Source organism: Paenibacillus sp. Z6-24 (genome assembly GCF_054161335.1).
In genome coordinates, this window is sequence record NZ_CP096398.1 from 4,972,195 (window position 1) to 4,997,500 (window position 25,306).

Sequence of the window (25,306 nt, forward strand, 5' to 3'; positions counted from 1 at the left end):
ACGGAGATTCACTCAGCCAGCGGTATATGCTCGGCTGTCTGTTCCAGCCACTCATTCATTTGTTCCACGGTCATTGGCTTGCCATAGTAATACCCCTGCATAATATAGCACCCTTTGGACTGGAGGAACTGGATCTGTTCCAGGGTCTCCACACCTTCTGCCACCATCTCCATGTTCAGGTTATAGGCGATGGCAATAATGGTGCTAATAATCGACTGCTTGGACGCATGATCGATATTGCGGACAAACACCTGATCGATTTTGATAATATCGACAGGCATCTCATCCAGCATACCCAGCGATGAATAGCCTGTGCCAAAATCATCCAGGGAAATGCCCACACCCTGCTGCTGAATCTGCTGCAGCTGCTCTACCGTTCCTTCAATTCCATTCATCGCGATCGATTCTGTTATTTCCAGTTCCAGATATTCCGGTTCCAGACCGCTCTCTTCCAGAATCCGGGCGATACGGTTAGGGAAAGAAGAACTCTCAAACATTCGTGCTGACATATTGACTGATATCGGAATATGAATACCGGCCTGCTGCTGCCAAAGCAGATTTTGCACGCATACCTTTTCCAGCATCCAGTCGGTCATTGGAATAATAAGGCCAGTTTCTTCAGCGATCGGGATAAATTCCCCCGGCGATACGATTCCCAGTTGTGGATGCTTCCAGCGCAGCAGTGCTTCCATTCCGGTCAGGCAGTTGTGCTGGGAATCCCATTTGGGCTGATATACAATGAAGAACTCTTCCTACTCCTGGGCATTCCGCAGATCCTTCTCCAGTTCCATACGGCGGATCTGTCGCTGGTTCATGTCTTCGCTAAAAATAGTATATTTGTTTTTGCCGGTGTTCTTGGATACGTACATCGCCGTATCGGCAGCCCGCATCAGGAAAGTACGTTCAAACCCATGCTGCGGGGTAAGAGAAATACCGATACTGCCTGTAATAAACAGCTGGTTACTCGCCAGATGATACGGCTGCTTGATCGATTCCAGAATGGATTCGGCCAGGCGGACCGTCATATCGATCGAACCTGAACTGGAAGCGATCAGAAACTCATCCCCACCCAGCCGGAAGACAATTCCCCGCTCTTTCACGCAAAGCTGCAGTCTTTTGGACACTTCCATCAGCAGCTCGTCTCCCACATCATGACCCAGTGTGTCATTAATCGACTTGAACCGATCCAGATCCAGAAACAGCACAGCGCCTTCTGTCTGTTCTGTAAATTCTTTGGCAAAATACCGCTGCAGTCCGTGACGGTTGGGCAAGCCGGTCAGCGGATCGTTGTAGGCCATACGCTCCAAAACATGCTTTTCCACAAATACGGCAGCCCAGGAAGCAGCCAGAATAAACAGTGTGACAATGGCTACCGCAGAGATGAGGAACATCTGGCCCATGGGAGAAACGCTCTGCAGCTTCTGTTGAGTATAATAAAACGGAGCAGCGGCCATGCCCACATAATGCATCCCTGAGATGGCAAGCCCCATGACAGTGGCACTGCAGAGTTTCCAGATACTGAAGTTGTGATGATTACGGAAACGGCGGAAAAACAGCAGTGCTGCGTACGAGGCCAGTAAAGCGATAGCCAGAGACAACAGCCAGTAGATGGGATCATACGTAATTATAATGACTGTATGAAGAGCTGACATGCCGGTATAATGCATAGCTATGATGCCGGCTCCCATGAGCGCACCACCCAGAATTATTTTCCACAACCGGGTGAAGGTATCCACGGTAACATAAAAGGCAATCAGGGAAGCCAGAATGCTGAATACTGCCGATAACACGACAATTTTCAAATCATAGCTCATACTCATGTCTGCTTCCAAAGCCAGCATACCGATAAAATGCATCGACCAGATGCCGCTGCCCATTACAAAGGCTCCCAGACCCATCCATATGATCTTGTGCCTGCCTTCGGAGTCGGCAACCTTGCCCACTATGTTTAATGCGATATAAGAAGCTAGAATAGCGATAAGAACGGATAGCGTTACGATATAAGGATTATAGTGTGCATGTACATATTCCATCGTTCATCTACCCTCCTTTAGATAAAATACTAATTATGCAAACAAGGCGGATGGCTCATCCGCCGGTAAATACAAAGCAGAACTACAGTAATATAAAGGTTACCGTCTATCCACAGACTTCTGCTTACTTACTAAACTGTATAGTATATAAAACGGCATTACCGGTCGTTTTTGTGATAGTAGATCATCCTTGGTTTATAAATAGATACAGCTTGCAATATTTACGGATCTGCTTTTCAGAGGCAGGTTATTAATTTGTTGTGTAAATTGAGCACATATGATCAATACATTTGGATCATTATGGTTATCGCATCAAAAAAGCAATTCCGACAAAAAAGACCATCTTAAATTTTAAGATGGCCTTTGCGTATATTGTTTGGTAATTGTCCGTACAACTATAATTCCCAGCTGTACAACTGTAAAAGGGTTTAACCTATACTTTTATTAAATACGGCGGCAATCGCCTGTGCGCGATCTGTTACGCCCATTTTATTGAATATATTGGTCAAATGGTTCTTTACCGTATGTTCACTAATGAATAGCGTAGCTGCGATCTCCTTGTTGCTGGATGCTTTGACAACCAGCTCCAGTACTTCCTTCTCCCGTGGAGATAATCCAAACTGCTTTACAATCGCATCCAGTCCACGGCCTTCTGCACCTTCGGCAGTTAGAGTTTGGGCAGCCGGCGCCTTTTCCTCGACCAGATTAATCTCGGTCTGAAGCGTATGTCTGCTGAGTATAAACAGACGGAACTGACTGACCAGTCCCTGATCGACACCGTTGATCTGCAGATCATTCACAACGCGCATATCGTGATCGCCGGCACTGGCAATAGCAAAAGCCAATGCCATTATTTGGCCGCCCTTGGAATAGGAACCGGTGCCAAGTATATTCTGGGCGTCATGTATATGCTTGTAATCCTCGATCATTTCCGCTTCCTGCTGGAACAAATGCGGGAAGCTGCGCAGCATGGAAGGATCCGTACATGACATTAGACAGGCTCGGCCGATGACATCTGCCTCATCCTTGCTGATCCCGCCCCACATGGCAAATTCCTGTACGATCTTCTGTGCATCGGCAGTCAGCTGGTAATGCGCTATATTCCACTCCCGAATCGCTTCATGCAAAATATGGGCAAATCGGTTGCTGTTCGACAGATACTGCTGCCGGTCATGCACCGATTTCATCACCACACTGCCCATCATCGCCAGAGCAGACAGAATCTCGCGGCATTCCTCGCCTTCCTGCTCGTTGCTGACAGCAACAGCCAGTACAGCTCTGGTACGATCGGCATAGACAATCGGATACTCCAGCATCAGGGAGAATGGCGTATTGGAATTAATAAAGGAATTCGCAGACGGGTTATCATTATTATCGAGATAGCGGCGGGCAACATCCTTGGCATAAGTTTCCCCTTTGGGACTTTGCATACCTCGCGCGACCATCTGTATTTTTCCATCTTCTGAAGAACGATGTACCACAATGGATGCGGACGGATTCCACACCAGATTAAGACTCATATCCACCAGCATAAACATAACACGCTGGATATCCTGCACCGATATAATCATGCGCGACAGCTCAATCAGCGGCTTGAACCGCTGCAGCTGCTTTTCCATTTTTTCATACGTAATATGATTGCCGATATACCAACCCATCAGTGAGATCATCGTCTCTTCAAACTGCGGATTTATGCTCGGTATGGAACGTTCCTTGAAGCTCAACCCAAATAAAAGTCCATATACCTCATTCTCATAACGGATCGGGAAGCATTGGACTTCATAGATGGAATCCAGCCCCTTTTGCTGAAAAAAGTGGTTTCTCGGGTCTCTCGATATATCTCTCCAGCGACTCGGCTGCGGACTAAGTACGGCCTGTCCAAGGAAACCTTCACCTTCGTGGAACACCGAGCCGCCCAGCGAATTGGTACCCATACCCATACTGTTCATGATCGTATACTTGCCCGGAGCCGTTTTGAGAGCGAATCCAAAAATATCCGCCAGATCGCTGCTCGCCAGTACCGCTCTTGTAATCTCCTCGATCGGATTGCCGGTAGCCTGCTCGGTAATCAGTGTCTCGTTGAGCGCGTTTAGACGCTCGGTTAACCGGGTTTCCTTGAAGCTGGATTTCAGAATAAGCGACAGTGCCTTGGCGAATTTCGTAATTTTCTCACGTTTAAAAATCTCTTGTTCCGGAGAAATTTCGCCGCTATGCCGAATCCAGCTGCGCATTAACTCAATAAAGTCAGCAGGCGCCCCGCTCTCCGGCTGCAAATAATTCGGGTGCGTCGTAATGGACTGAAGCGTCCCTTGCTGAATCAATATACCGGCCCATACATAGATGCCTGTAATGGACTGATCTACCGATACCGGTGCAATGAGCCATTTTACGCCAGGCACCCATTGATCGGACAAAATAGTATGGCGAATTCCCTGCAGTTTATCAATCTCCGTCTTGAACATGTTTTTGAGATCATCGGCATACTTGTCAAAGACAGAGGAATCTTCAATATTGGAAGGAGCCGTGATCAGCTGGCCCTCATGGTTCGTCACAAAGACAAGCAAATTCGTCAATTGTGCATACGTATCCTGAAGTTCCTGGCAAATCTCTCTGGTGTCGTTCATCAAGTGAGTATCAATCATAAGCATTCAGATCCACTTCTGTTTGTATATAAGGAGCTTTATATCGATAGATCGCACGCATACCCTGTCCGTTTTTTTCCAAAATGGACATCTCCGCCAGACGGTTCAGTGCCTGTTCCGTTACCTGCTGGCTGCGGCCAAGCCGCTTGGATAATCCGCTGCTTGTCTCGATCGCATACGGATTATTTTCAAAAAACAACGTGCATTCCATCTGTAGTGTAATCACATCACTTTCTGCCACCATAAGGTTCCAATCCCTCCTTATATCAGTTGTACGAAAGGTTTCTCGGCTACATTTGCGATAATATGTGGAGCAGATACACGCCCACTCGGAGATTTGGTCACCTGCAGATACTGGTAATTGCCATCCACCCAGGTACGGATTACGCCATTGCATGTCCGCTCAAGGAACGAAGCCGTTTCTGTACCAATCTCGGCAAAGTTGCAATGTACTACAATGGTAATACCCATCGAACGCCACATCGACATCTCTTCCGCAAAATAACGAAGCAGGAAATCTTTTCCTCGCTCGGAAATAATCGTATTCAGATCATAATATACAAACCAGCGCTTGTCACACAATTCTTCACACTCGAAAATTGGGTTCAATCGCTCATTAAGTACCTGTGCATATTCTTCATTGGTTACTTTGTCCACACGGATAATCGCTTTCTCCAGACCCGACTCCACCGCTCTGCGGTAATGTTCAATAAAGAAAGCTTTTCCTTTGCTTGCCGCTTCTCTGAGCGAAACGCCGAACAGCTCGATCGTATCGGCAAACGTATCCAGTGGGGTATTACCGGACATCATCGTCACCGTACAATCGTCATCCTTGATACGCTGGGAATAGATCGAAGACAGCAGATATCGGTAATTGGCCTTGCTGTTGGTATCAATCATAAATACGCTACCCCTTGGAATTCCTCCTGCCAGCAGATCATCCAGGGAGTCGATGCCTGTAGACAATACTTCCGATTCCCGGATCAGCATCTTATCTTCGGCCATTGACAAAGAAGGCACGATATATACGCCATTATGGATAAATTTGTAGGTATGTTCGCCCTCCAGAATACGTGTACCACGCATTTTGAGCACCTCAATCGTCCGCTTGCGGTACTTGTCCATCAGCGGCTTCAGGGATAGACGCACAATGCCATCACAGATGTAATTCTCAAAAGGCATGCTCATGCCTTCAAATTCAGAATATTCCCGAATGAAAAATGAAGTCAATGTATGCTTACGCATAATGTTACGGATGGAATACACATTCGTCCGTACGTTCTCTTCATCTCCTACCATTCTAAACAGACTGATGCTGTCGATAACGACCCGTCTGCATCCGATCTCATTCACAATCTGCTCGAACAGGCCGTGAGGTTGCAGCATTTGCTCCAGCAAAATATCCGGTTCCATACATATGACGCGCAGCTTGTTCTGCCTCTCCAGCTCACGTAAATCCCAGCCAAATCCGGTCATATCATCATAAATTTGCTCCGGGAGTTCTTCAAATGTAATATAAAGCCCCGGTTCATTATGCTTTACTGCACCTTCAACCAAAAATTGCATACCGAATGTCGTTTTACCGGTTCCTGGTTCACCTTCCAGAATAACTACAGCTCCGGGCGGGACGCCACCATATAGAATATCATCCAGACCCGGTATACCTGTTTGAACAGCCTTCTTTTTCTGCATATACTGCTCCCTCCATCTGTAGAATATTTTAGTCAAGCAAGGGGTAGCTTTTCCTACGAAGATGACTGTATAGCAATTATAACAACGTATGACGGTTTGGAGAAAGGTATTTTCCATTTTGGTAGAAATAGAAAGGTGTTTACTCAATTATACCCTTTTTTTCCAATTATCAATGAGGTATCCACAATAAATTATTATGCCTCTTCATGGGTGCTGTCTATCGTTCCCAGCAGCCGCCCTATTCAAATAAAAAGCCGGAAACCATCCAAGATTTCCAGCTTTTTCCTTATACTATTCCTACGCATAATCATTGTAAAAAGATTAAAAATTTTTACCTATTTTTTCATTATTATGCTTGAGGTTCCAATGCCTGCTTCAATTCCTCCGAAGAGTTATTCCACCATTCTTCATTATGACTCACCAGCAGCTGGCGAAGAGCCCCCTTGGCTTCTTCATCCAGTCCTTCGAGCATTACCCGGCGTTTGATTGCATAATCCAGTTTATTCACATGCTCGGCGAGAATTTTCCAGCCTTTTTTCTCTTCTTCGTTAATCCACATCTCACAGGCAGTTGCTCCGGCATAGTTTGCTCCTTCGGCGAGCTTGTCTACAGCGAGCCAGACAACCCATACCTGACGTCCGCCCTCAACTTCCTCACGGTTAGGCGTAAACTTAATGCCTCGCTCCACTTTGCTCTTGGCATGCATGGCACCAATATCGATCCGTGCTTCACCACGATCTATTATAATAGGAGAAACGTTATTCAAATTAATAGCACCGGCACCAAAGCCCTTGTGCTTGCTGCTCTTGGTACTGCTGCTGATAATATTCAGGGATACCGCCTTTTTACCCGATTGATTCTGTTCCATAAGTCTATTAACTCCCTTTCTATATTGGATATATGAGTAATAACTGTTTATAATGGTAAAATGGGCTTATTTGCCCGCCAGTATTTATTGTACATATTACATCATTATTATTGTAACGAATAATGGATTAAAAGCCAACGCACGTCGATTCTTGTCACTTTTTTAATTAAAACACAAATTTAATTCTCTTAAATGTATAAAGTTTACAAAATTATAACCGAAAAAGAGTTAAGAACAGTCAAGAATAAGCTTTAATCGGCAGTAAAAATCAACTGCTGAGCAGAAAAGATTAATTTTTTTTAATAATTACAAAGCTGATAGTGACGGGCTTTCTCGCTTGCTAGCGAATTCATTTAGCCAATTATCCTTAAAAAAGGCTGAATAAACGTTTGCCAAAGTAAAAAACCTCTGTTAAAATAAATCCAGCGAGTTATTAGTAACAACTTTGTAAACTTTAAGAACAAAGCTTGTAACTTTTGTCAGAAAAGATGAAATTTGTCGTGAAGTGAATATGGACTACGGTGCAATCAATAAGTGTGAAGCCAAATTCCGTGGCACCGGGAAGCGGGGGAACCGTTTTGGGTGAATTGATCTTGTTTCGGAGGGATCATAGGGGAAACCTTCTACCGAATCCTTAAGCTAACCTCGCAGGCATTGGAAGGGGACAAATGATTTTGAATATGAAAAAGAAACTAACCGCCGCACTAATGGGATTCGCAATTGCGTTTACTGTTATGGGGAATAGCAGTGCAAACGCAGATTCCAAAATGGACCAGATCATCGAACCAGCCATGGGTACACCTTATCGTATTGGTGGAACATCCTTCAGTGGTTTCGACTGCTCCGGGTTTACTCAATATGTATTTGGTCAAATGAATATCAATCTGCCTCGCCAATCTACTTCTCAGTATCAAGTGGGCGATGCGGTATCCAAAAGTGATCTGCAAGCTGGGGATCTGGTATTCTTTAACACTTCAGGGGCAGGCGTCTCTCATGTAGGTGTTATGGTAAGCAAAAGCCAATTCGCACACGCTTCTACATCCAAAGGTGTACGAATTGATAATATTGATATGGACTACTACCAGAACCGTTATGTGGGCGCTAAGCGTGTAATGAGCAACTTTTCTTACAGCAACTATGCGGCCGAATAATTAACAGCTATTCTATCTTAATCATATATTTAATTAGCAACCGTGGAAGATTCCCGCCAGAATCTTTTGCGGTTTTTTTTATGGATTACTTATATAGACGTACTGACCTGGGAATTGGTTACATATGTTCCGAAAAATAATGAAGTTCAACGAATCAGGCAGTTATGTCTACTATTATAATACCCTGTCTTTAATTATGGTAAACACTTTTTCCAGTAAAAATTAATATTTAATTATAATGTGTAGCTCATGCCTGTTCTCTAACTTCTCCATCACCCTCTAAACCTCTCTTCTTCCCTACATTCCCTTTTCCGGCAACAAGGCAAGAAGACTTGAACATGCCTCGGCCGAGTTTTATAATTTGAGGTAACTATACATGATGCTATATCAGCATGCGTTATATATTATTGAAGATAAGGAGGTGCCCTTATGAGTCCGCTTTCTGCTCCATATTTCCATACCGCTCCCCTGACTGAACAGCAGGCGGCCGAAATCTGCAAATGGGTATATGAACCGCCTTATGACATTTACGGATGGATGTCATGGGACCAGATGCAGGAGCTGGAGATTGAGTTTGGAGATCCCGAACTGCGGGAGCAACAGTATCTGGCTGTGCTGGATGCAGACAAAGGATTGGCTGGCTTTGCCCAGCTTTTTCCTCTCCAGGATACGATACGGCTTGGCATCGGAATGCGGCCCGATCTATGCGGCAATGGATATGGAGCTGAATTCACCCTGGCGATTGTGAGAGCAGCTATCCAGCGTAATCCGGAGGCGGAAATTGATCTCGAAGTGCTCACCTGGAATCAACGTGCGATCCGGACGTATCAGAAGGCCGGTTTTCAGATTACCGATACGTATACACGGCGCACCCCGGACGGCATGAAACCATTTTACTGTATGGTTTATACCCAGCAGCACATCTGAAGCAGCTTTTCCCATTACAAAGTAAAGCCCACAGCATAACAGGCTGTGGGCTTTCTCATTTATGTTGGAGCCCGGCTTCCGTACAACGGCAATTTGCCTCTCCGGATGTTCTATATAGACGCCCAGATATATCTATGATCAGATCAGCGATACAAAAGTCATTTCCTCTTCACCGATCAGAATATTAATACGATGCGTATCCGAATCATAAATAACAATTCCACTGCCTACATGAATCATTGATTCTGAACCCAGTGCATAGAAAAGATCCTCTGCCAGCGCTTCCTGCACTTCGCGCTTTTCGCTATCCTGCAGAGCTTCCCATTCCTTGGATTCCATATGAAAGAACATATAGCTGTCCGGTATCAGATTCAGCGCTGTAGTCAGATCCTCCAGGATCCCTTCATAATCACGACCGTGTTTTACTCCCATACCTCTACTCCTTCCAAACTGCCCATATTGTCACAATTGCCAACTTCTTTCCATTATAACTCAAAAAACTCTTAACAAAGTATCATATTCTGTCGATAAAAAAGTATCAGCTTTCAAGCAACGCCATCATTCCATGGAAGAGAATGATGCAAGAAATAAACTATATACTCATGGACGAGGTGTATTATGCAAATTTCAACAATTATTGGTCTGGCACTTGGGTTTTTATCCCTGGTTGTCGGGATGATGCTCAAAGGAGCTCCACTGATCAGTTTGGTCAACAACCCTGCAGCATACGTTATTATTTTCGTAGGTACGGCAGGTACGATTTTTATGGCATTCCCGATGCCGGAAGTAAAACGTATTCCCAAGCTTTTCGGTATTATTTTCAAAGAAAAACCGCTTATGAGCAAAACAGAATTGGTACGTATGTTTATGGAATGGGCTTCCATTACCCGTCGTGAAGGATTGCTTGCACTGGAATCCAAAGTCGAAGAGATTGATAATACCTTCCTTCGCAATGGTATGCGTATGATCATTGATGGTAACGATCAGGAATTCGTTCAGGATGTTCTGATGGAAGATATTAATGCAACCGAGGAGCGTCACCGTTCGGGTGCCCTAATTTTTACCCAAGCAGGTATGTATGCTCCTACACTCGGCGTACTCGGTGCCGTAGTAGGTCTAATCGCTGCACTTGCCGATTTGAGTGATATGGGTAAACTGTCTCACGCAATCGCCGGTGCGTTTATCGCAACCGTTCTCGGTATCTTTAGTGGTTACGTACTCTGGCATCCGATGGCCAACAAGTTGAAGCGTCTGTCCAAAACAGAAGTCGAAGTAAAGCTGATGATGGTCGAAGGACTTCTGTCTATCCAATCAGGCGTATCAACCATGGCCATCAGCCAGAAACTGTCTGTGTTCCTGACCCCTACAGAAGTAGCTGCAATGGATGCTGATGGAGGAGGTAACGCCAGTGAGCAAGAAGGGTAAACGGCATGAACCACATGAGGAGCATGCGGATGAAAGCTGGCTGCTTCCCTATTCCGACTTAATGACGCTGCTGCTCGCTCTGTTCATTACCCTGTTCTCCATGAGTTCAATGGATGCAGCCAAGTTTGAACAGATGGCTCAGGCACTCAGTGCTGCATTTTCCGGAGGTACAGGCGTACTTAACGAGAACGCGATGGCTCCAACTGCAGGTAAAGTACCGAACAAAGATCCTCAGGATTCAACAGCAGCTGCAGCAGCTGCTTCACCTCAGGATACATCAGCCAATTCCAAGCAAAAACTGCGCGAGCATTTGAAAAAGCAGGAACAGAAGGATCTGGAAGACCTTAAGCGCAAGCTGGATAAGTATATCAAGGAAAATGGATTGAGCACTCAGCTGACTACCAAGCTGAACCAGTCCGAACTGAGCATTACAATCAGTGATAATACCCTGTTCGCTTCCGGACAGGCTACCGTGAAGCCAGACTCCCGCAAGCTCGCCAAGTCCTTGGCCTTCATTCTGCAGGAAATTCCAAATTACGATGTTATTGTCTCCGGCCATACGGACAATATTCCAATCTCGAATTCCCGGTATACATCCAACTGGAATCTGAGTTCGGATCGTGCACTCAACTTTATGCAGATTATGCTGCTAAACAAGAATCTGGATCCGCGCAAATTCAGTGCGATCGGTTATGGTGAATATCGCCCAATCGACAGTAACGGCAACAATGTGGGTCGTGCCAAGAACCGCCGGGTTGAAGTGGCCATTGTCCGTAAATATGTAGACAATGACGTGAAACCTACTCTTCAATCGATCTCAGATAACAACAAATAATAAATAATAAGTTACACCGCGATCTTCTTCAAAACAGGCGGATACAGAGCATTCTGTATCCGCCTGTTTTTGGCTTTTTCATCAATCTGTTTGTCTTAGCCGATTGAAAAGAAATCCGGTATTGCCTACAATTATATAAGGGCATAAATCATGATATTCAGGCATTTCGGATGATTTATTTGTACTTATTTATCCACAGAACGCTTACACAGCAAGGTTTTCCACAGCAAAATAAAGTTATCCACAATTCTATCCACAAGCTGTTAACAACGAATATTTGTTCGATGTACAAGTACGATAAATAGTCATACAAAAAGGAAGTGTTTTCAATTTTAATGGAACAACATACGCACTGGATGAGAGAGGCCATCCGGGAAGCGGAAAAGGCAGAAAAACTGGGTGAAGTACCTATCGGTGCGGTTATTGTCAAAAATAATGAGATCGTCGGACGCGGTTATAATTTGCGGGAGACGACTCACGATGCTACCGCCCATGCCGAAATTTTGGCGATCCGGGAAGCGAGTGAATCGCTCAGTTCCTGGCGGCTATTAGACTGTACATTATACGTAACGCTGGAGCCCTGCCCGATGTGTGCAGGAGCTATCGTACAGAGCCGTATTCCCAATGTCGTCTACGGTACCGTCGATCCCAAGGCCGGCTGTGCGGGTACCCTGATGAATCTGCTCCAGGAACCAAGGTTTAATCATCGTACCGAAGTGCTGGAAGGCATTCTGCAGGAAGAATGCGCCTCGCTGTTAACCCGCTTCTTCCGCGAGCTTCGACTTCGCCTCAAGAAACCGAAGCCACTGCAGCCTGAGTAAAAGGAGGATGGATCGATGTCTATTGAGCTTTACCATGCCCATACAGGAATTCATGTCCGGCAGCTTCATCCCGATGATGCCGAGTCCCTGCTGCAGCTCCGTCTTCAGAGCCGGGAAGCCAATCAGCAATATGAACCAAGGTATCCGGAAGAATTCTTTACATTAGCCAGCCAGCTCGATCTGATCTACCGGCGCCGCCAGGAAGCGGCAGAGGACTGGGGATATCTGTTTGGCATCTTTATCACACAGAGTCAGCAGCTGATCGGGACCATCTCGCTCAGTCATATTGTGCGCGGTGTGGGTCAGTTCGCCGAAATCGGATATTCGCTGAGTCATCTTCATCAGGGAAAAGGTTATATGACAGCTGCCGTCAAACTGATTGTGGAGTACGCATTTCGCTCTCTGGGGCTGCATCGTATCCAGGCGGGAATTATCCCCCATAATACAGCCTCACGCCGTGTAGTGGAGAAATGCGGCTTCCAGCCGGAAGGCATTGCCCGTCAGCTCGTCAAAATTAACGGCCAGTGGGAAGATCATCAGATCTATGCCATTCTCGCCAGTGACTTGGAGGAACCTTCTTTCTCTTCCACCGCCGGTATATCAGGGTCTCAACAGAAAAAGCCTCACCGTTCGCTATGAACGGTGAGGCTTTTGTCTGAAATAGTGAAAAGCTGCATAAGCGGCTTCCCTGTCTTCATCATTTACGCTGCGAATTCCAGATCTTAGTAGCCCATTTCCTGCTGCAGTTGATCCATTGTTACAACATCATCACCTGTTGGAATACCCAGGCTGAATGTTTGTTTTTCATTGATTTTGGAGTACTGGCTGCTTCCTTCCAGTGCTACCTTCACGTTTTCTTTGGTATCCGGATTGGCGAATACCGCATCCATAACCATCTTTTGATATACCGGGAAGTTGTCATCGTTGATTGCTGTATCTACATGGAACTGATTCAGCGTCATGTATTTATCCATCTCATTCACCGTTTTGGTGAATTCGTTCTGGGAATCTTCAGACTGCAGTGATTTTTTCACTTCATCAAGATCCGATTGCGTGATATTTAGTGCAGAACGGTATTCTTCCTTGGATAGTACATCCAGTACAGCTGGCAGTGCCTGTTTCACGAAAATGGTTACGGCTTCTTTGGCATTTTCGTTCGTTACTGCGAATTGAACAACCTGCTTGGCATCCACGCCTTCAGGCAGGGCTGCATCTTTTTTGTCTATATCTTTGAAATATTTCGCTTGATCGTATTTATCCAGTACCGCGCTGGACAGCTCCTGGGACAGCTTTTGGCTGGTCTCTACGCTCAGCGGCTTATATTCCTGTCCTTCCATTTCAGCCAGCTCTTTCAGATCCAGCTTCAGGAATTTACCGACTACTGTCTCTGGCAGAGGCAGCATTGGAATTTGCGGAATTTTTACATACATGGTTTCCTGTGTCATGATCATTGGCAGCTTGATATTGATAGCGCCATCGCTCAGGTTTACGTTCATCGTCATTTCCGTTTGCATCGGGTTGCTTTGATACATACCGGTTACAGAGACCTGCGCATTTTTCAGCGTATTAGCAATCTGTGCAGTGGTCGGATCTGTAGATGCTTTACCATCGGCAGTTGTAAATGCCAGATTTGTAATTTTAAACTGACTTGTCATTGCATACGATGTCATTTGGGCAGCGTTGGTTGCTGCTGCTTTTACAGCCGCTTTAGGTTCTTCTTTCTTGGTACAGCCTACCAGTGCTAGTGTAAATACCAGCAGGATCGCCAAAAGGCTTCCAGTCAATCTTTTGTTCATGTTGTTACCCCTTTCGTTTGTGTCCATCAATGAAGTATTGCTCCACTTGTCAAAAGCAAACGGTTTACGGACTCCGCATCCATGATAAACCATTTTGGCAGCATTTTAAATGACAAACCTTAAATTGGTTATAAATAACTGCTAAAGCCGTTCAATATAACACATAAATTAGGATAGTCACCTTTTTGTACCAGATTATATCTAATTTCTTCCTGCAGAGGGGGCTTTAATGAATATCCTGTTTTTTGAAACGGCCACCTTTGACATCGTGGATATTACCTACCGCCATGAATGCATTTTCGTCAAAATGATTTACAATCTCTTTGAGCTTGGCTTCTTCCAGCCGGGAAATGACGCAGAAAATCACTTTCTTTTCTTCCCCCGAGAATCCACCTTCTCCGGATAAATAAGTAACCGTTCTTCCGAGTCGGCTGATAATCGCATCGCCAATATCATGTGTTCGTTCGCTAATAATCCATACCGACTTGGACTGATCCAGGCCATCGATTGTAATATCGATAACCTTGGTAGCAATATAATACGCGATAATGGAATACATTGCCCGGTCCCAACCAAATACAAATCCTGCGCCGCAGAGTATAAATACGTTCAGAATCATAACGATTTCCCCTACCGAGAAAACCGACCGCCGGGACAGCAAAATAGCGATAATCTCTGTTCCATCGAGCGATCCTCCGGAGCGCAGAACCAGTCCTGTCCCCAATCCGAGGAACATCCCGCCAAATACAAAAGCCAGCACCGTTTCCTTTACTACTGCTTCTACCGGATGCAGCAGCAGTGTGCCTATCGACATCACAGTAATGCCCAGCAGTGTGGATAAAGCAAAAGTTTTGCCAATCTGCTTATAACCAAGCACGAGAAATGGCATATTCAGCACGAACAGAAATACACCCAGTTTCCATCCCGTCAAAAAAGACATGATAATGGATATGCCTGTAATCCCGCCATCCGTAATATTATTGGGTACCAGAAACAGCTCAAGTGAAGCGGCTACCGTCATAGCCCCGAGGACAATCAGCAGCGAGCGAATCAGCGTACTCTTCAGTGAACGTCTTCCGTGTTCTACCGGTGCGAACTCGGATACTGGAGGTTGTTTGACAGCCATGGCGATCCTCCTTTTTCTATGTACGTATTTTCATGCCACATGGTGGCAACTTTTTTCCAACTGCATGGAAAATGCACAACGTTCACCTTTATATTATGGCATAAACTGGCGGTTCATCCTATATAAATCAAGCGGGTATTATACAGAAACACAAAAAAAGCCGTCCCTGTTCGGAACGACTTGGTTATTGTAGATGTATGGCGGAGAGGGTGGGATTCGAACCCACGTGGGCTTGCACCCTAACGGTTTTCAAGACCGCCCCGTTATGACCGCTTCGGTACCTCTCCATTAAATGCTAATATTGCACAACACAAATATCATATCATACATCTTTAGTCATGACAACTTTTATTTCGCTGTACCGCCAATTACTTCTACACCGCGCATATACGGACGAAGCACTTCAGGTACCACGACACTTCCGTCTTCCTGCTGGTAGTTCTCCAGAATGGCAGCTACCGTACGGCCTACAGCCAGACCCGAACCGTTCAGCGTGTGTACGAATTCCGGCTTGCCCTTGCTGTCTTTTCGATAGCGGATACTTGCACGGCGCGCCTGGAAGTCCTCTACGTTCGAGCAGGAAGAGATCTCACGATACATATTGCTTTCCGGCAGCCATACTTCCAGATCATAAGTTTTGGCCGCACTGAAGCCCATATCGGCGGTACAGAGAGCCAGTACACGGTATGGCAGACCCAGCAGCTGCAGTACGCGCTCCGCATTGGCTGTCATTTTCTCCAATTCTTCATAAGAAGTCTCCGGTTCAACCAGTTTAATCAGCTCGACCTTGTTGAACTGGTGCTGACGAATCAGACCGCGTGTATCCCGTCCGGCTGCACCGGCTTCGGAACGGAAGCAGGAGCTGTAGGCAACATAGTGCTTGGGCAGATCTTCTTTGGACAGAATCTCTTCACGATGGTAGTTGGTTACCGGCACTTCAGCTGTAGGAATCAGATAGTAGTCCGAATCAGTCAGTTTGAACAGATCTTCTTCAAACTTCGGCAGCTGGCCCGTACCTACCAGGCTATCACGGTTAACGATATATGGCGGCAGAATCTCTTCATAGCCGTGCTCTTCACTGTGCAGATCCATCATAAAGTTAATCAACGCGCGCTCCAGACGTGCACCCATTCCTTTATAAAAAGTAAAACGGGACCCTGTTACCTTAGCGCCGGCTTCAAAATCGAGAATCCCCAGATCCTGTGCCACATCCCAGTGTGCTTTTGGTGTGAAATCAAACTGGCGTGGTTCGCCATTGCGTCGTACTTCCACATTATCGTCTTCGGATACACCTACAGGAACGCTGCTGTGAGGCAAGTTCGGAATGGACAGGGTCAGCGCGTCGATCTCGGTCTCCAGGTTACGGATTTCCTCGTCCAATGCTTTGATCCGATCGGATACCTGACGCATTTCCAGAATCAGTTCTTCGGCATCTTCTTTATTTTTTTTACGCTGAGCCACTTCTCCGGATACGGTATTCCGGCGGTTTTTCAGCTGCTCGGTCTCCTGCAGCAGCTCGCGGCGCTTGGTATCCAGCTCCGGGAAGCCTGCGATCAGATCCAGCGATTTGCCGCGGTTTTGCAGCGCTGTGGCTACACGATCGTAGTCATTACGCAGTATTTTGACATCTAACATAAATAACCCCTCCTAATAAAATAACCTTAACTCCCGGTTCTCTTTTTCGCCGACAGGGCAGTCCTTCCGCAGCAGCCTGTAAAGGCTCTAATCTGCTGGAAGAACACTACACTGTACCGGGCAAGTGAGAACTTGCCGCAATCCGCAAAGAGAAATACGATCCTGTCTGCGGAAGCTGCCAAGAGTTAAGGTATGGTCTATCCTATACATTCCTGCTTGTATACGTTCCTGCGTTTCTACATACAGGATGAACCTACTGCTTCATCCTGTATAGCGGCAATAGACAGATTAATGGGCAGCAGACAGTGACTGTGCCACCATATCCGCAAAGTACTGATGAAGACGATAATCGTCCGTCAGTTCCGGATGGAAGGAGCAGGCCAGCAAATGTCCCTGCCTTGCCGTTACAATCTCATCCCGATACACAGACAATACTTCCACACCTTCGCCGACTTCCTGAATCAGCGGTGCACGGATAAATACTGCACGAATCGGTTCATCGATTCCTCTGACTTCCAGATCCGTCTCAAAGCTCTCCCGCTGTCTGCCAAAAGCATTACGGGACACGGTCATATTCATCAGGGACAGATGCGCCTGATCGTGACCGGCAATCCGCTCAGCCAGCACGATCAATCCGGCACAAGTTCCAAATAGCGGCTTGCCCTGGGCAGAAAACTGCTGTAAAGCTTCTATAAAGCCATATTGACGCATCAGCTTGCCGATCGTTGTACTCTCACCGCCGGGAATAACAATTCCGTCGATCTCGTCCAGCTGCTCTACACGCTTGACAGTAACTGCTTCCGCTCCTGCCAGCTGCAGACTGCGGATATGCTCTGCGACGGCACCCTGCAGTGCCAAGACACCGATTTTCATGTGCAATCCTTCTTTCTTACCAGCCGCGGTCCTGCATGCGCTCGCCCGCAGTTAATTTGGAGATTTCAATACCTTTCATCGGAGCACCCAGATTTTTGGATACTTCGGCGATCAGCTTGTAATCGTTAAAGTGCGTCGTTGCTTCGACAATAGCACGGGCAAATTTTTCAGGGCTGTCCGATTTGAAAATACCGGAGCCTACGAATACGCCGTCAGCACCCAGATGCATCATCAGTGCCGCATCCGCTGGTGTTGCTACTCCACCGGCTGCAAAGTTAACTACCGGCAGCTTGCCGTTCTCATGTACGCCAATCAGCAGATCATAGGCTACACCCAGGTTTTTCGCTTCTGCATACAGTTCGTCCTTGGACATGTTCTGTACTTTGCGGATCTGGCTGTTAATATGACGCATATGACGTACTGCTTCAACGATGTTGCCTGTTCCTGGCTCACCCTTTGTACGAATCATCGATGCACCTTCGCCAATACGACGCAGTGCTTCGCCCAAATCTTTGGCACCACATACGAATGGTACGGTAAAATCGTGTTTATCAATATGAAATACTTCATCAGCAGGGGTCAATACTTCGCTCTCATCGAGATAATCCACACCCAGTGACTCCAGTACTTTAGCTTCTACATAGTGACCAATACGTGCTTTGGCCATAACAGGAATGGATACCACTTTCATGACTTCTTCCACAATCGTCGGATCAGCCATACGGGCTACTCCGCCGGCTGCACGAATATCAGAAGGTACACGCTCGAGAGCCATAACCGCTGTCGCACCAGCAGCTTCGGCTACTTTTGCCTGCTCCGCATTCATGACGTCCATGATGACGCCGCCTTTTTGCATTTCTGCCATACCTCTTTTAACTCTCGATGTACCAGTTTCCATGTCCATGCCTCCTGATTCTTTCTGTAAGCATTGTGCATCGCATAATGCTGACTTCCTAAAATAATATGATTCCGTCAGCCTACGCTATCGAAGTTATACGCACTGCCAGCGCAGATTACAGGACAGAATCTAACTCATAATTTTACATGACACTTCTGCAATATACAATACATTTACTTCGAGCGGGTAAAGTGAAAAAGCAGCCGTCCAAGGAAGTTATGACGTGTTATCAAAATGCGCCATACTCCCCGTCAGCAGCAGCAATGATAATCGATTAGAACATGTTTTTGACAGAGTCGAACAAGTCGCCAAACAGATCTCCGATCGAACGGAAGAACAGGCGCAGCCAGCTTCCCTTTTCGACAGGCTCGGCAGCGATCAGGTTTACGGTAGTCACCTGATCCTGAGCGATGCTGTCATTTTTGTACGTATACGTAATCGTGCCAAGCGCTTTGCTTGCTGCGATTGGAGCAGTACGTGCCGCTTCATCGGATTGAGCTACAGTATAAGTTACGTTTTTAGGCTCTGTGCCTTTTGGTACAACTACGTTAACTGCTGCATCCGTTACAACAGGCACCTCTGTTGCTGCACCCTTGACTACAGGGATGGTCGCTAGACCGGATACCGCTGATTTTGCACCGATAATTTGTTTTACTTCAAAGTTATCAAAGCCGTAATCAAGTACCTTTTTCGTTTGCTTAAAGCGCTCTGCTTCGGTTTCTGCTCCCATGACCACGCTGATTAGACGCATACCGTTACGTTCTGCTGTTCCTGTAAAACACTGCTTGGCAGCCGCCGTATGACCCGTCTTGAGGCCATCCAGACCTGGGTAGGCATAAGCTTTGAAGTTAGTAATGGAAGAGTTAGATTCCAGCATCCAGTTCCAGTTTACAACCGGATCTTTATCTGTTGGACGGAACTTGAACGATTGAATACTGGTTACATCGCTAAAGTCTGGATGATCATCGACAATATGACGAGCCAGAATAGCCGTATCCATCGCCGACATAATCGTTTCTTTACCATCATCCGGACGGCTCGCTTCCGGCATATCGGCAACGTTAAGGCCTGTAGAGTTAGCGAAATGAGCTGTTTTCATCCCAAATTCTTTGGCTTTGGCATTCATCAGTTTAACAAAGTCTTTCTCTGTTCCTCCAATATGTTCAGCCAGTGCTACAGAAGCATCGTTGGCTGAACCAATAGCCATGGCTTTGTATAAATCCAGCACAGTATGTTTGTCACCTGCAGCCAGGAATACACGCGAACCGATCTGGGCTGCTGCGTTCTCGGATACAGTTACTTCATCATCCCATTTGATCTTGTCCTGTTTAACGTAGTCGGACACCAGGTACTCTGTCATCATTTTGGACATACTCGCAGGCGGCAGAGCTTCATCGCTATTAATTGAAAGCAAAATCTTACCGGTTGACGCTTCCATCAATACTGCAGATTTTACTTGCAGCTCAGGAGCCTTGATATTGGATACAGCAGACCCTGTTTTAGTATCAGCTGCTTCTGTGGACTTTGAATCTGCAGCAGTATTGGATGTAGCAGCAGATGCTGCCATAGCAGCCGTAGGAATAATCGTAGATATACATAGCATATTTACAAGCATCAGCGATGCTACACTTTTTTTGATCAATTGACGTTTCGACTTCTTACCTTTTTGCGTTAATAACTTGCGTTCCAATGTATTAATGCTCCCCTCAAATCGTAGCTTATGTTGTTCATGTAATATACAGCATTTGGCATTCTTGCAGTTCCATAATGATGATAGCCGGTAAAATCCTATATCCGAATGATCACAATGATTCAATCCCGGATAATTCAGCTATTCACCAGAGCCAATCAATGACCCATTCGATGCAATAGCTGCTTATGTAACAGGCCTAGCATACGGAAAAGCCCAATATCACAATGACTTTCTCATTTTAGCACACGGCGACATGCAAAAAAAGACAAGCTTGCTGAAAATCACAAGCTTGTCCTAACGTCAATCATATAGTGCAGAACAGAACACTCTATATTACAGAGAGTAGTTCGGTGCTTCTTTGGTGATCTGAATATCATGCGGGTGACTCTCACGCAGACCGGCACCAGTGATGCGGACAAATTGCGTATCATTGCGCAATTCAGTCAAATCAGCTGTACCACAGTAACCCATACCGGAGCGCAGGCCACCAATAAGCTGATGAACAGTATCCGACAATGGTCCTTTGTAAGCGACACGGCCTTCAATGCCTTCCGGAACGAGCTTTTTGTCATCGTCCTGGAAGTAACGATCTTTACTACCCTGCTTCATCGCAGCCATGGAACCCATACCACGGTATACTTTGAAACGACGACCCTGATAGATTTCGGATTCGCCCGGGCTTTCTTCTGTACCGGCAAACATACTGCCCAGCATAACTGCATCCGCGCCTGCTGCCAGTGCTTTGGTGATTTCACCGGAGTACTTGATACCGCCATCTGCAATGATCGGTACGCCATACTCACGGGCTACAGTAGCACAATCATAGATCGCGGTAACCTGTGGTACGCCGATACCAGCGATAACACGAGTTGTACAAATCGATCCCGGACCGATACCAACCTTAACAACAGAAGCACCTGCCTGAATCAGATCACGGGTAGCTTCGCCTGTAGCCACATTGCCTGCTACAATCGTCAGCTCAGGGAACATGGAGCGCAGCTTGCGAACCGCATCCAAAATGTTAATGTGATGACCGTGTGCGGAGTCTACGACAAGAAGGTCTACACCGGCGTTAACCAGTGCTTCTGCACGTGCAAATGCATCCTGGGACACACCAACAGCCGCACCGACCAGTAGACGCCCTTGAGCATCCTTCGCTGCATTTGGGAATTGGATCGCTTTTTCGATATCTTTGATCGTGATCAGACCTTTGAGGATATTGTTATCATCCACCAGAGGCAGTTTTTCGATTTTATGCTTTTGCAGAAGTACTTCGGCTTCCTGCAGTGTAGTACCTACCGGAGCAGTTACCAGATTCTCGCTGGTCATCACTTCGCTGATTTTCATGTTGTAGTCATGAATAAAACGCAGATCGCGGTTGGTAATAATGCCGACCAGTGTTTTGTTTTCGTCTACAATCGGTACACCGGAGATACGGTATTTAGCCATAACTGCTTCTGCATCAGATACCATTTTGTCCGGAGTGAGCGAGAATGGATTGGTAATAACACCACTCTCGGAACGTTTTACACGATCTACTTCTTCAGCCTGCTGTTCAACAGGCATATTTTTGTGAATAACACCGATACCACCTTCACGAGCCATGGCAATAGCCATTGCAGCTTCCGTAACAGTATCCATACCTGCACTGATCAAAGGCACATTCAGTTTTACATTTTTGCTTAATGTTGTAGCTACGCTCACTTCTTTTGGTAACACTTCGGACTTACGCGGTACTAACAGTACGTCATCAAATGTTAGTCCCTCTTTAGCAAATTTTGTTTCCCACACGAGGATGTTCCTCCCTTTAGTTGAATTCATACTCACCATATTGAATAATTCATTCCGCTCGCCTACTCTGTACAGACTTCCAGGATCATCTATCGTAAACCCTCTGAAATCTTCCGTTAAAGCTATTTTCAGAAGTATTCAATCAACCGGATACTCTATTAAAAACCTTAAATAACAAGGAAATGTACGCCTTGAAAATAAGTTTCTGAAAATATATTATTGCCATCTTAGCAAAGGGGTTATAGGCTGTCAAGAACGTTCCGACAATATCCCCTAATTCCAAGTCTTTGCTCTTAACTGGAGTACTCATGTCCTCTCTAAGAGGACATGGGTGTAATAACATTTTAACCAAGCATATACTCATGTACATCCACCTTTATATAAAAATAAAAACATAATTATACCCTTCAATGCAAAGCAAAAAGCCATAACTTCATAGTGTATTTAACTGCGTTACATTTTTGGTTCCGACTCATTTATCCGAATCCACTCAAAATTTCATCTAAGTTTTTTCCAAATATATGAATAAGGTCCATTATATTGGGTACTTTATAAACAAACCACTATAGCATTGAAAGGAGATTGATTATGAAAAAAGGTATTGCTTCTTTACTCGTTGGTTCTGCTCTGTTAATTGGTACAGGTACTGGTGCACTGGCTGCTACAAACATGGAGGAAGTAACTGCATATTTAAATGATCAAATCAAAGTAGAGGTAGATGGTAATCCGGCGACTCTGCAAACCGCTAATGGCAAAGCCGTAACTCCTCTAACCTACAACGGCACTACTTATCTTCCTATTCGTGCTACAGCAGAATTGATGGGCGCCAATGTAGTGTATAATGCAGCTACAAGCACTGTACAGCTCACTACAACTACAGGTAATACGTATGCAGGTACTTCTACTTCAGATGGAACAACAACTACTGACACTACAGGTACTACTGGCAGCACTACAGGAACGACTACTGATACTACAACTGGTACAACTTCAAATGGTAGTACTACAGGTACGAGTACAGATACAACAGGCACAACTAATCCGTTCACAGAAACAACCAATAGCGGTACGGTAAACAGCAATGGCGGAACTGTAGATTCTACGACTGGCGGTGAAGTAAGCAGTCCTGCTTCTGGAACTACTGTAGACACAACTACGGGTGGATCGACTAACCCGAGTCAGAATAATGATACTACTGGCAATGACGACTAATTGTAATGGTGTTAAAGTTAGTCAAAAAACTAAGGTAAATAATAGATTATGCATAAAAAAATAGTTTGGTGAGATATTACTACGACTCTTTCCATTGGGAAAGAGTCTTTTATTTATACATTAAATGGTAGAGTGGCCTAATCAGCAGACACTGCTATTAATTATGTTTTACAGGTTATGAAAATCTTTATCGCGTATTATAATACTCTATCGCTCTATTGCTCCTTCTTATTAAACCAATGATTTAAGTACTAATCTAAACAGGAGCCATACAAAAAAGACGTTATCCAGTTGGATAACGTCTTTCTTTTCGTCGCTTGGCAACGTCCTACTCTCCCAGGACCCTGCGGTCCAAGTACCATCGGCGCTGGAGGGCTTAACGGTCGTGTTCGGGATGGGTACGTGTGGAACCCCTCCGCCATCATCACCAAACGTCTTACCTTGCAGGTGTTAATCACCTGAAAACTGAATCCGAAACGAAACTTCGCTGTTTTAGAAGCTTTTTGGATAAGCCCTCGACCGATTAGTATTGGTCAGCTCCATGCATTGCTGCACTTCCACCCCCAACCTATCTACCTCGTCGTCTTCAAGGGGTCTTACTAATTGGGAAATCTCATCTTGAGGGGGGCTTCACGCTTAGATGCTTTCAGCGCTTATCCCTTCCGCACGTAGCTACCCAGCGATGCTCCTGGCGGAACAACTGGTACACCAGCGGTGCGTCCATCCCGGTCCTCTCGTACTAAGGACAGCTCCTCTCAAATTTCCTACGCCCACGACAGATAGGGACCGAACTGTCTCACGACGTTCTGAACCCAGCTCGCGTACCGCTTTAATGGGCGAACAGCCCAACCCTTGGGACCTACTTCAGCCCCAGGATGCGATGAGCCGACATCGAGGTGCCAAACCTCCCCGTCGATGTGGACTCTTGGGGGAGATAAGCCTGTTATCCCCAGGGTAGCTTTTATCCGTTGAGCGATGGCCCTTCCATGCGGTACCACCGGATCACTAAGCCCGACTTTCGTCCCTGCTCGACTTGTAGGTCTCGCAGTCAAGCTCCCTTATGCCTTTACACTCTTCGAATGATTTCCAACCATTCTGAGGGAACCTTAGGGCGCCTCCGTTACATTTTAGGAGGCGACCGCCCCAGTCAAACTGCCCACCTGACACGGTCCCTGTACCGGATTACGGTACCAGGTTAGAACTCAGATGCGATCAGGGTGGTATCCCAACGGCGCCTCCAAGGAAGCTTGCGCTCCCTCTTCGTAGGCTCCCACCTATCCTGTACAAATCGCACCCCAGTTCAATATCAAGCTGCAGTAAAGCTCCATGGGGTCTTTCCGTCTTGTCGCGGGTAACCTGCATCTTCACAGGTATTAAAATTTCACCGGATCTCTCGTTGAGACAGCGCCCAAATCGTTACGCCATTCGTGCGGGTCAGAATTTACCTGACAAGGAATTTCGCTACCTTAGGACCGTTATAGTTACGGCCGCCGTTTACTGGGGCTTCGGTTCATAGCTTCGCTTGCGCTAACCACTCCCCTTAACCTTCCAGCACCGGGCAGGCGTCAGCCCGTATACTTCGCCTTGCGGCTTCGCACAGACCTGTGTTTTTGCTAAACAGTCGCTTGGGCCTTTTCACTGCGGCCCCCTCGTGCTATTCACACTACCGGGGCACCCCTTCTCCCGAAGTTACGGGGTCATTTTGCCGAGTTCCTTAACGAGAGTTCTTCCGCGCGCCTTAGAATTCTCTTCTCGCCCACCTGTGTCGGTTTGCGGTACGGGCACCTGCTTCCTGGCTAGAGGCTTTTCTTGGCAGTGTGAGATCATGACCTTCGCTACTGTAATTTTCGCTCCCCATCACAGCCTGGCCTTGGAGTGTGCGGATTTA

Annotated in this window: 21 protein-coding genes, 1 tRNA gene, 2 rRNA genes and 1 riboswitch (1 of these 25 cut by a window edge); of the genes, 7 read left to right on the forward strand and 17 right to left on the reverse strand. The window is 46.2% G+C overall.

Annotated elements, in window-relative coordinates; all coding sequences use genetic code 11:
• Positions 1-8 precede the first annotated feature (8 nt).
• From M1D61_RS21530 to M1D61_RS21555, 6 genes are all read right to left on the reverse strand, one after another.
• Positions 9-692, reverse strand: a complete 684-nt coding sequence (locus M1D61_RS21530) for an EAL domain-containing protein (RefSeq protein ID WP_458120549.1) — start codon at positions 690-692, stop codon at positions 9-11.
• A 60-nt stretch (positions 693-752) separates the two neighbouring features.
• Positions 753-2,033: an MHYT domain-containing protein gene (locus tag M1D61_RS21535; RefSeq protein WP_458120550.1), complete on the reverse strand. Its 1,281-nt coding sequence runs from the start codon at positions 2,031-2,033 to the stop codon at positions 753-755.
• 428 nt (positions 2,034-2,461) lie between these two features.
• Positions 2,462-4,681, reverse strand: coding sequence for a response regulator transcription factor (locus M1D61_RS21540; RefSeq protein ID WP_458120551.1), 2,220 nt, complete (start codon positions 4,679-4,681; stop codon positions 2,462-2,464).
• Positions 4,668-4,919: a hypothetical protein gene (locus M1D61_RS21545; protein WP_017815678.1), complete on the reverse strand. Its 252-nt coding sequence runs from the start codon at positions 4,917-4,919 to the stop codon at positions 4,668-4,670. The genes M1D61_RS21540 and M1D61_RS21545 overlap by 14 nt, the downstream gene beginning before the upstream one ends.
• 17 nt (positions 4,920-4,936) lie before the next feature.
• On the reverse strand, positions 4,937-6,367 hold the full coding sequence (locus M1D61_RS21550; protein WP_458120552.1) for an ATPase domain-containing protein: 1,431 nt from the start codon (positions 6,365-6,367) through the stop codon (positions 4,937-4,939).
• Positions 6,368-6,716: 349 nt separating this feature from the next.
• Complete coding sequence (locus M1D61_RS21555; protein ID WP_458120553.1) at positions 6,717-7,235, reverse strand: YwhD family protein; 519 nt, start codon at positions 7,233-7,235, stop codon at positions 6,717-6,719.
• 530 nt (positions 7,236-7,765) lie between these two features.
• Positions 7,766-7,904, forward strand: a riboswitch (cyclic di-AMP (ydaO/yuaA leader).
• An 11-nt stretch (positions 7,905-7,915) separates the two neighbouring features.
• On the opposite strand from M1D61_RS21555, the gene M1D61_RS21560 reads away from it, so the two are divergent.
• Together M1D61_RS21560 and M1D61_RS21565 are read left to right on the forward strand one after the other, a co-directional pair.
• Complete coding sequence (locus M1D61_RS21560) at positions 7,916-8,386, forward strand: C40 family peptidase (protein WP_458122582.1); 471 nt, start codon at positions 7,916-7,918, stop codon at positions 8,384-8,386.
• A 429-nt stretch (positions 8,387-8,815) separates the two neighbouring features.
• Entirely contained in the window at positions 8,816-9,313 is a 498-nt protein-coding gene (locus tag M1D61_RS21565) for a GNAT family N-acetyltransferase (RefSeq protein ID WP_458120554.1), read from the forward strand.
• Positions 9,314-9,451: 138 nt separating this feature from the next.
• Here the strand turns inward: M1D61_RS21565 and M1D61_RS21570 are convergent, their stop codons facing one another.
• The gene (locus M1D61_RS21570; protein WP_458120555.1) at positions 9,452-9,745 is read right to left on the reverse strand and encodes a hypothetical protein; all 294 of its coding nucleotides are present in this window, start codon (positions 9,743-9,745) and stop codon (positions 9,452-9,454) included.
• Between the two features lie 186 nt (positions 9,746-9,931).
• Here M1D61_RS21570 and motA point away from each other — a divergent pair, with 186 nt between their 5' ends.
• The 4 genes from motA to M1D61_RS21590 all read left to right on the forward strand — a co-directional run bounded on the left by motA (position 9,932) and on the right by M1D61_RS21590 (position 13,033).
• Positions 9,932-10,738 carry a flagellar motor stator protein MotA gene (gene motA / locus M1D61_RS21575; protein ID WP_458120556.1) on the forward strand — a complete coding sequence of 269 codons (807 nt, stop codon included), beginning with the start codon at positions 9,932-9,934 and terminating at the stop codon, positions 10,736-10,738.
• Positions 10,722-11,573 (forward strand): flagellar motor protein MotB, encoded by an 852-nt coding sequence (locus tag M1D61_RS21580; RefSeq protein WP_458120557.1) that lies wholly within the window; start codon positions 10,722-10,724, stop codon positions 11,571-11,573. The genes motA and M1D61_RS21580 overlap by 17 nt, the downstream gene beginning before the upstream one ends.
• A 335-nt stretch (positions 11,574-11,908) precedes the next feature.
• Entirely contained in the window at positions 11,909-12,394 is a 486-nt protein-coding gene (tadA, locus tag M1D61_RS21585; protein ID WP_052723929.1) for a tRNA adenosine(34) deaminase TadA, read from the forward strand.
• A gap of 15 nt (positions 12,395-12,409) precedes the next feature.
• A complete protein-coding gene (locus M1D61_RS21590) occupies positions 12,410-13,033 on the forward strand; it encodes a GNAT family N-acetyltransferase (protein WP_458120558.1) in 624 nt (207 codons plus the stop codon).
• 83 nt (positions 13,034-13,116) lie between these two features.
• On the opposite strand, the gene M1D61_RS21595 is transcribed toward M1D61_RS21590, so the two are convergent.
• The 8 genes from M1D61_RS21595 to guaB all read right to left on the reverse strand — a co-directional run bounded on the left by M1D61_RS21595 (position 13,117) and on the right by guaB (position 22,206).
• Positions 13,117-14,190: a hypothetical protein gene (locus tag M1D61_RS21595; protein ID WP_458120559.1), complete on the reverse strand. Its 1,074-nt coding sequence runs from the start codon at positions 14,188-14,190 to the stop codon at positions 13,117-13,119.
• A 226-nt stretch (positions 14,191-14,416) separates the two neighbouring features.
• On the reverse strand, positions 14,417-15,316 hold the full coding sequence (locus tag M1D61_RS21600; RefSeq protein ID WP_458120560.1) for a YitT family protein: 900 nt from the start codon (positions 15,314-15,316) through the stop codon (positions 14,417-14,419).
• A 198-nt stretch (positions 15,317-15,514) separates the two neighbouring features.
• Positions 15,515-15,603: transfer RNA gene (locus tag M1D61_RS21605), tRNA-Ser, on the reverse strand.
• Positions 15,604-15,664: 61 nt separating this feature from the next.
• Positions 15,665-16,951, reverse strand: a complete 1,287-nt coding sequence (serS, locus tag M1D61_RS21610; RefSeq protein WP_458120561.1) for a serine--tRNA ligase — start codon at positions 16,949-16,951, stop codon at positions 15,665-15,667.
• Between the two features lie 288 nt (positions 16,952-17,239).
• Complete coding sequence (gene pdxT, locus M1D61_RS21615) at positions 17,240-17,824, reverse strand: pyridoxal 5'-phosphate synthase glutaminase subunit PdxT (RefSeq protein WP_458120562.1); 585 nt, start codon at positions 17,822-17,824, stop codon at positions 17,240-17,242.
• Positions 17,825-17,840: 16 nt separating this feature from the next.
• Positions 17,841-18,722 carry a pyridoxal 5'-phosphate synthase lyase subunit PdxS gene (gene pdxS, locus M1D61_RS21620; RefSeq protein WP_046216668.1) on the reverse strand — a complete coding sequence of 294 codons (882 nt, stop codon included), beginning with the start codon at positions 18,720-18,722 and terminating at the stop codon, positions 17,841-17,843.
• A 274-nt stretch (positions 18,723-18,996) separates the two neighbouring features.
• Positions 18,997-20,337, reverse strand: a complete 1,341-nt coding sequence (locus tag M1D61_RS21625; protein ID WP_458122583.1) for a D-alanyl-D-alanine carboxypeptidase family protein — start codon at positions 20,335-20,337, stop codon at positions 18,997-18,999.
• 411 nt (positions 20,338-20,748) lie between these two features.
• Positions 20,749-22,206 carry an IMP dehydrogenase gene (gene guaB / locus M1D61_RS21630; protein ID WP_046216667.1) on the reverse strand — a complete coding sequence of 486 codons (1,458 nt, stop codon included), beginning with the start codon at positions 22,204-22,206 and terminating at the stop codon, positions 20,749-20,751.
• A 588-nt stretch (positions 22,207-22,794) separates the two neighbouring features.
• On the opposite strand from guaB, the gene M1D61_RS21635 reads away from it, so the two are divergent.
• Positions 22,795-23,418, forward strand: a complete 624-nt coding sequence (locus M1D61_RS21635; protein WP_458120563.1) for a stalk domain-containing protein — start codon at positions 22,795-22,797, stop codon at positions 23,416-23,418.
• Between the two features lie 315 nt (positions 23,419-23,733).
• On the opposite strand, the gene rrf is transcribed toward M1D61_RS21635, so the two are convergent.
• Both rrf and M1D61_RS21645 read right to left on the reverse strand, forming a co-directional pair.
• Positions 23,734-23,850 (reverse strand): 5S ribosomal RNA (gene rrf, locus M1D61_RS21640).
• Positions 23,851-23,921: 71 nt separating this feature from the next.
• Positions 23,922-25,306, reverse strand: a 23S ribosomal RNA gene (locus tag M1D61_RS21645) (it continues 1,539 nt past the right edge of the window).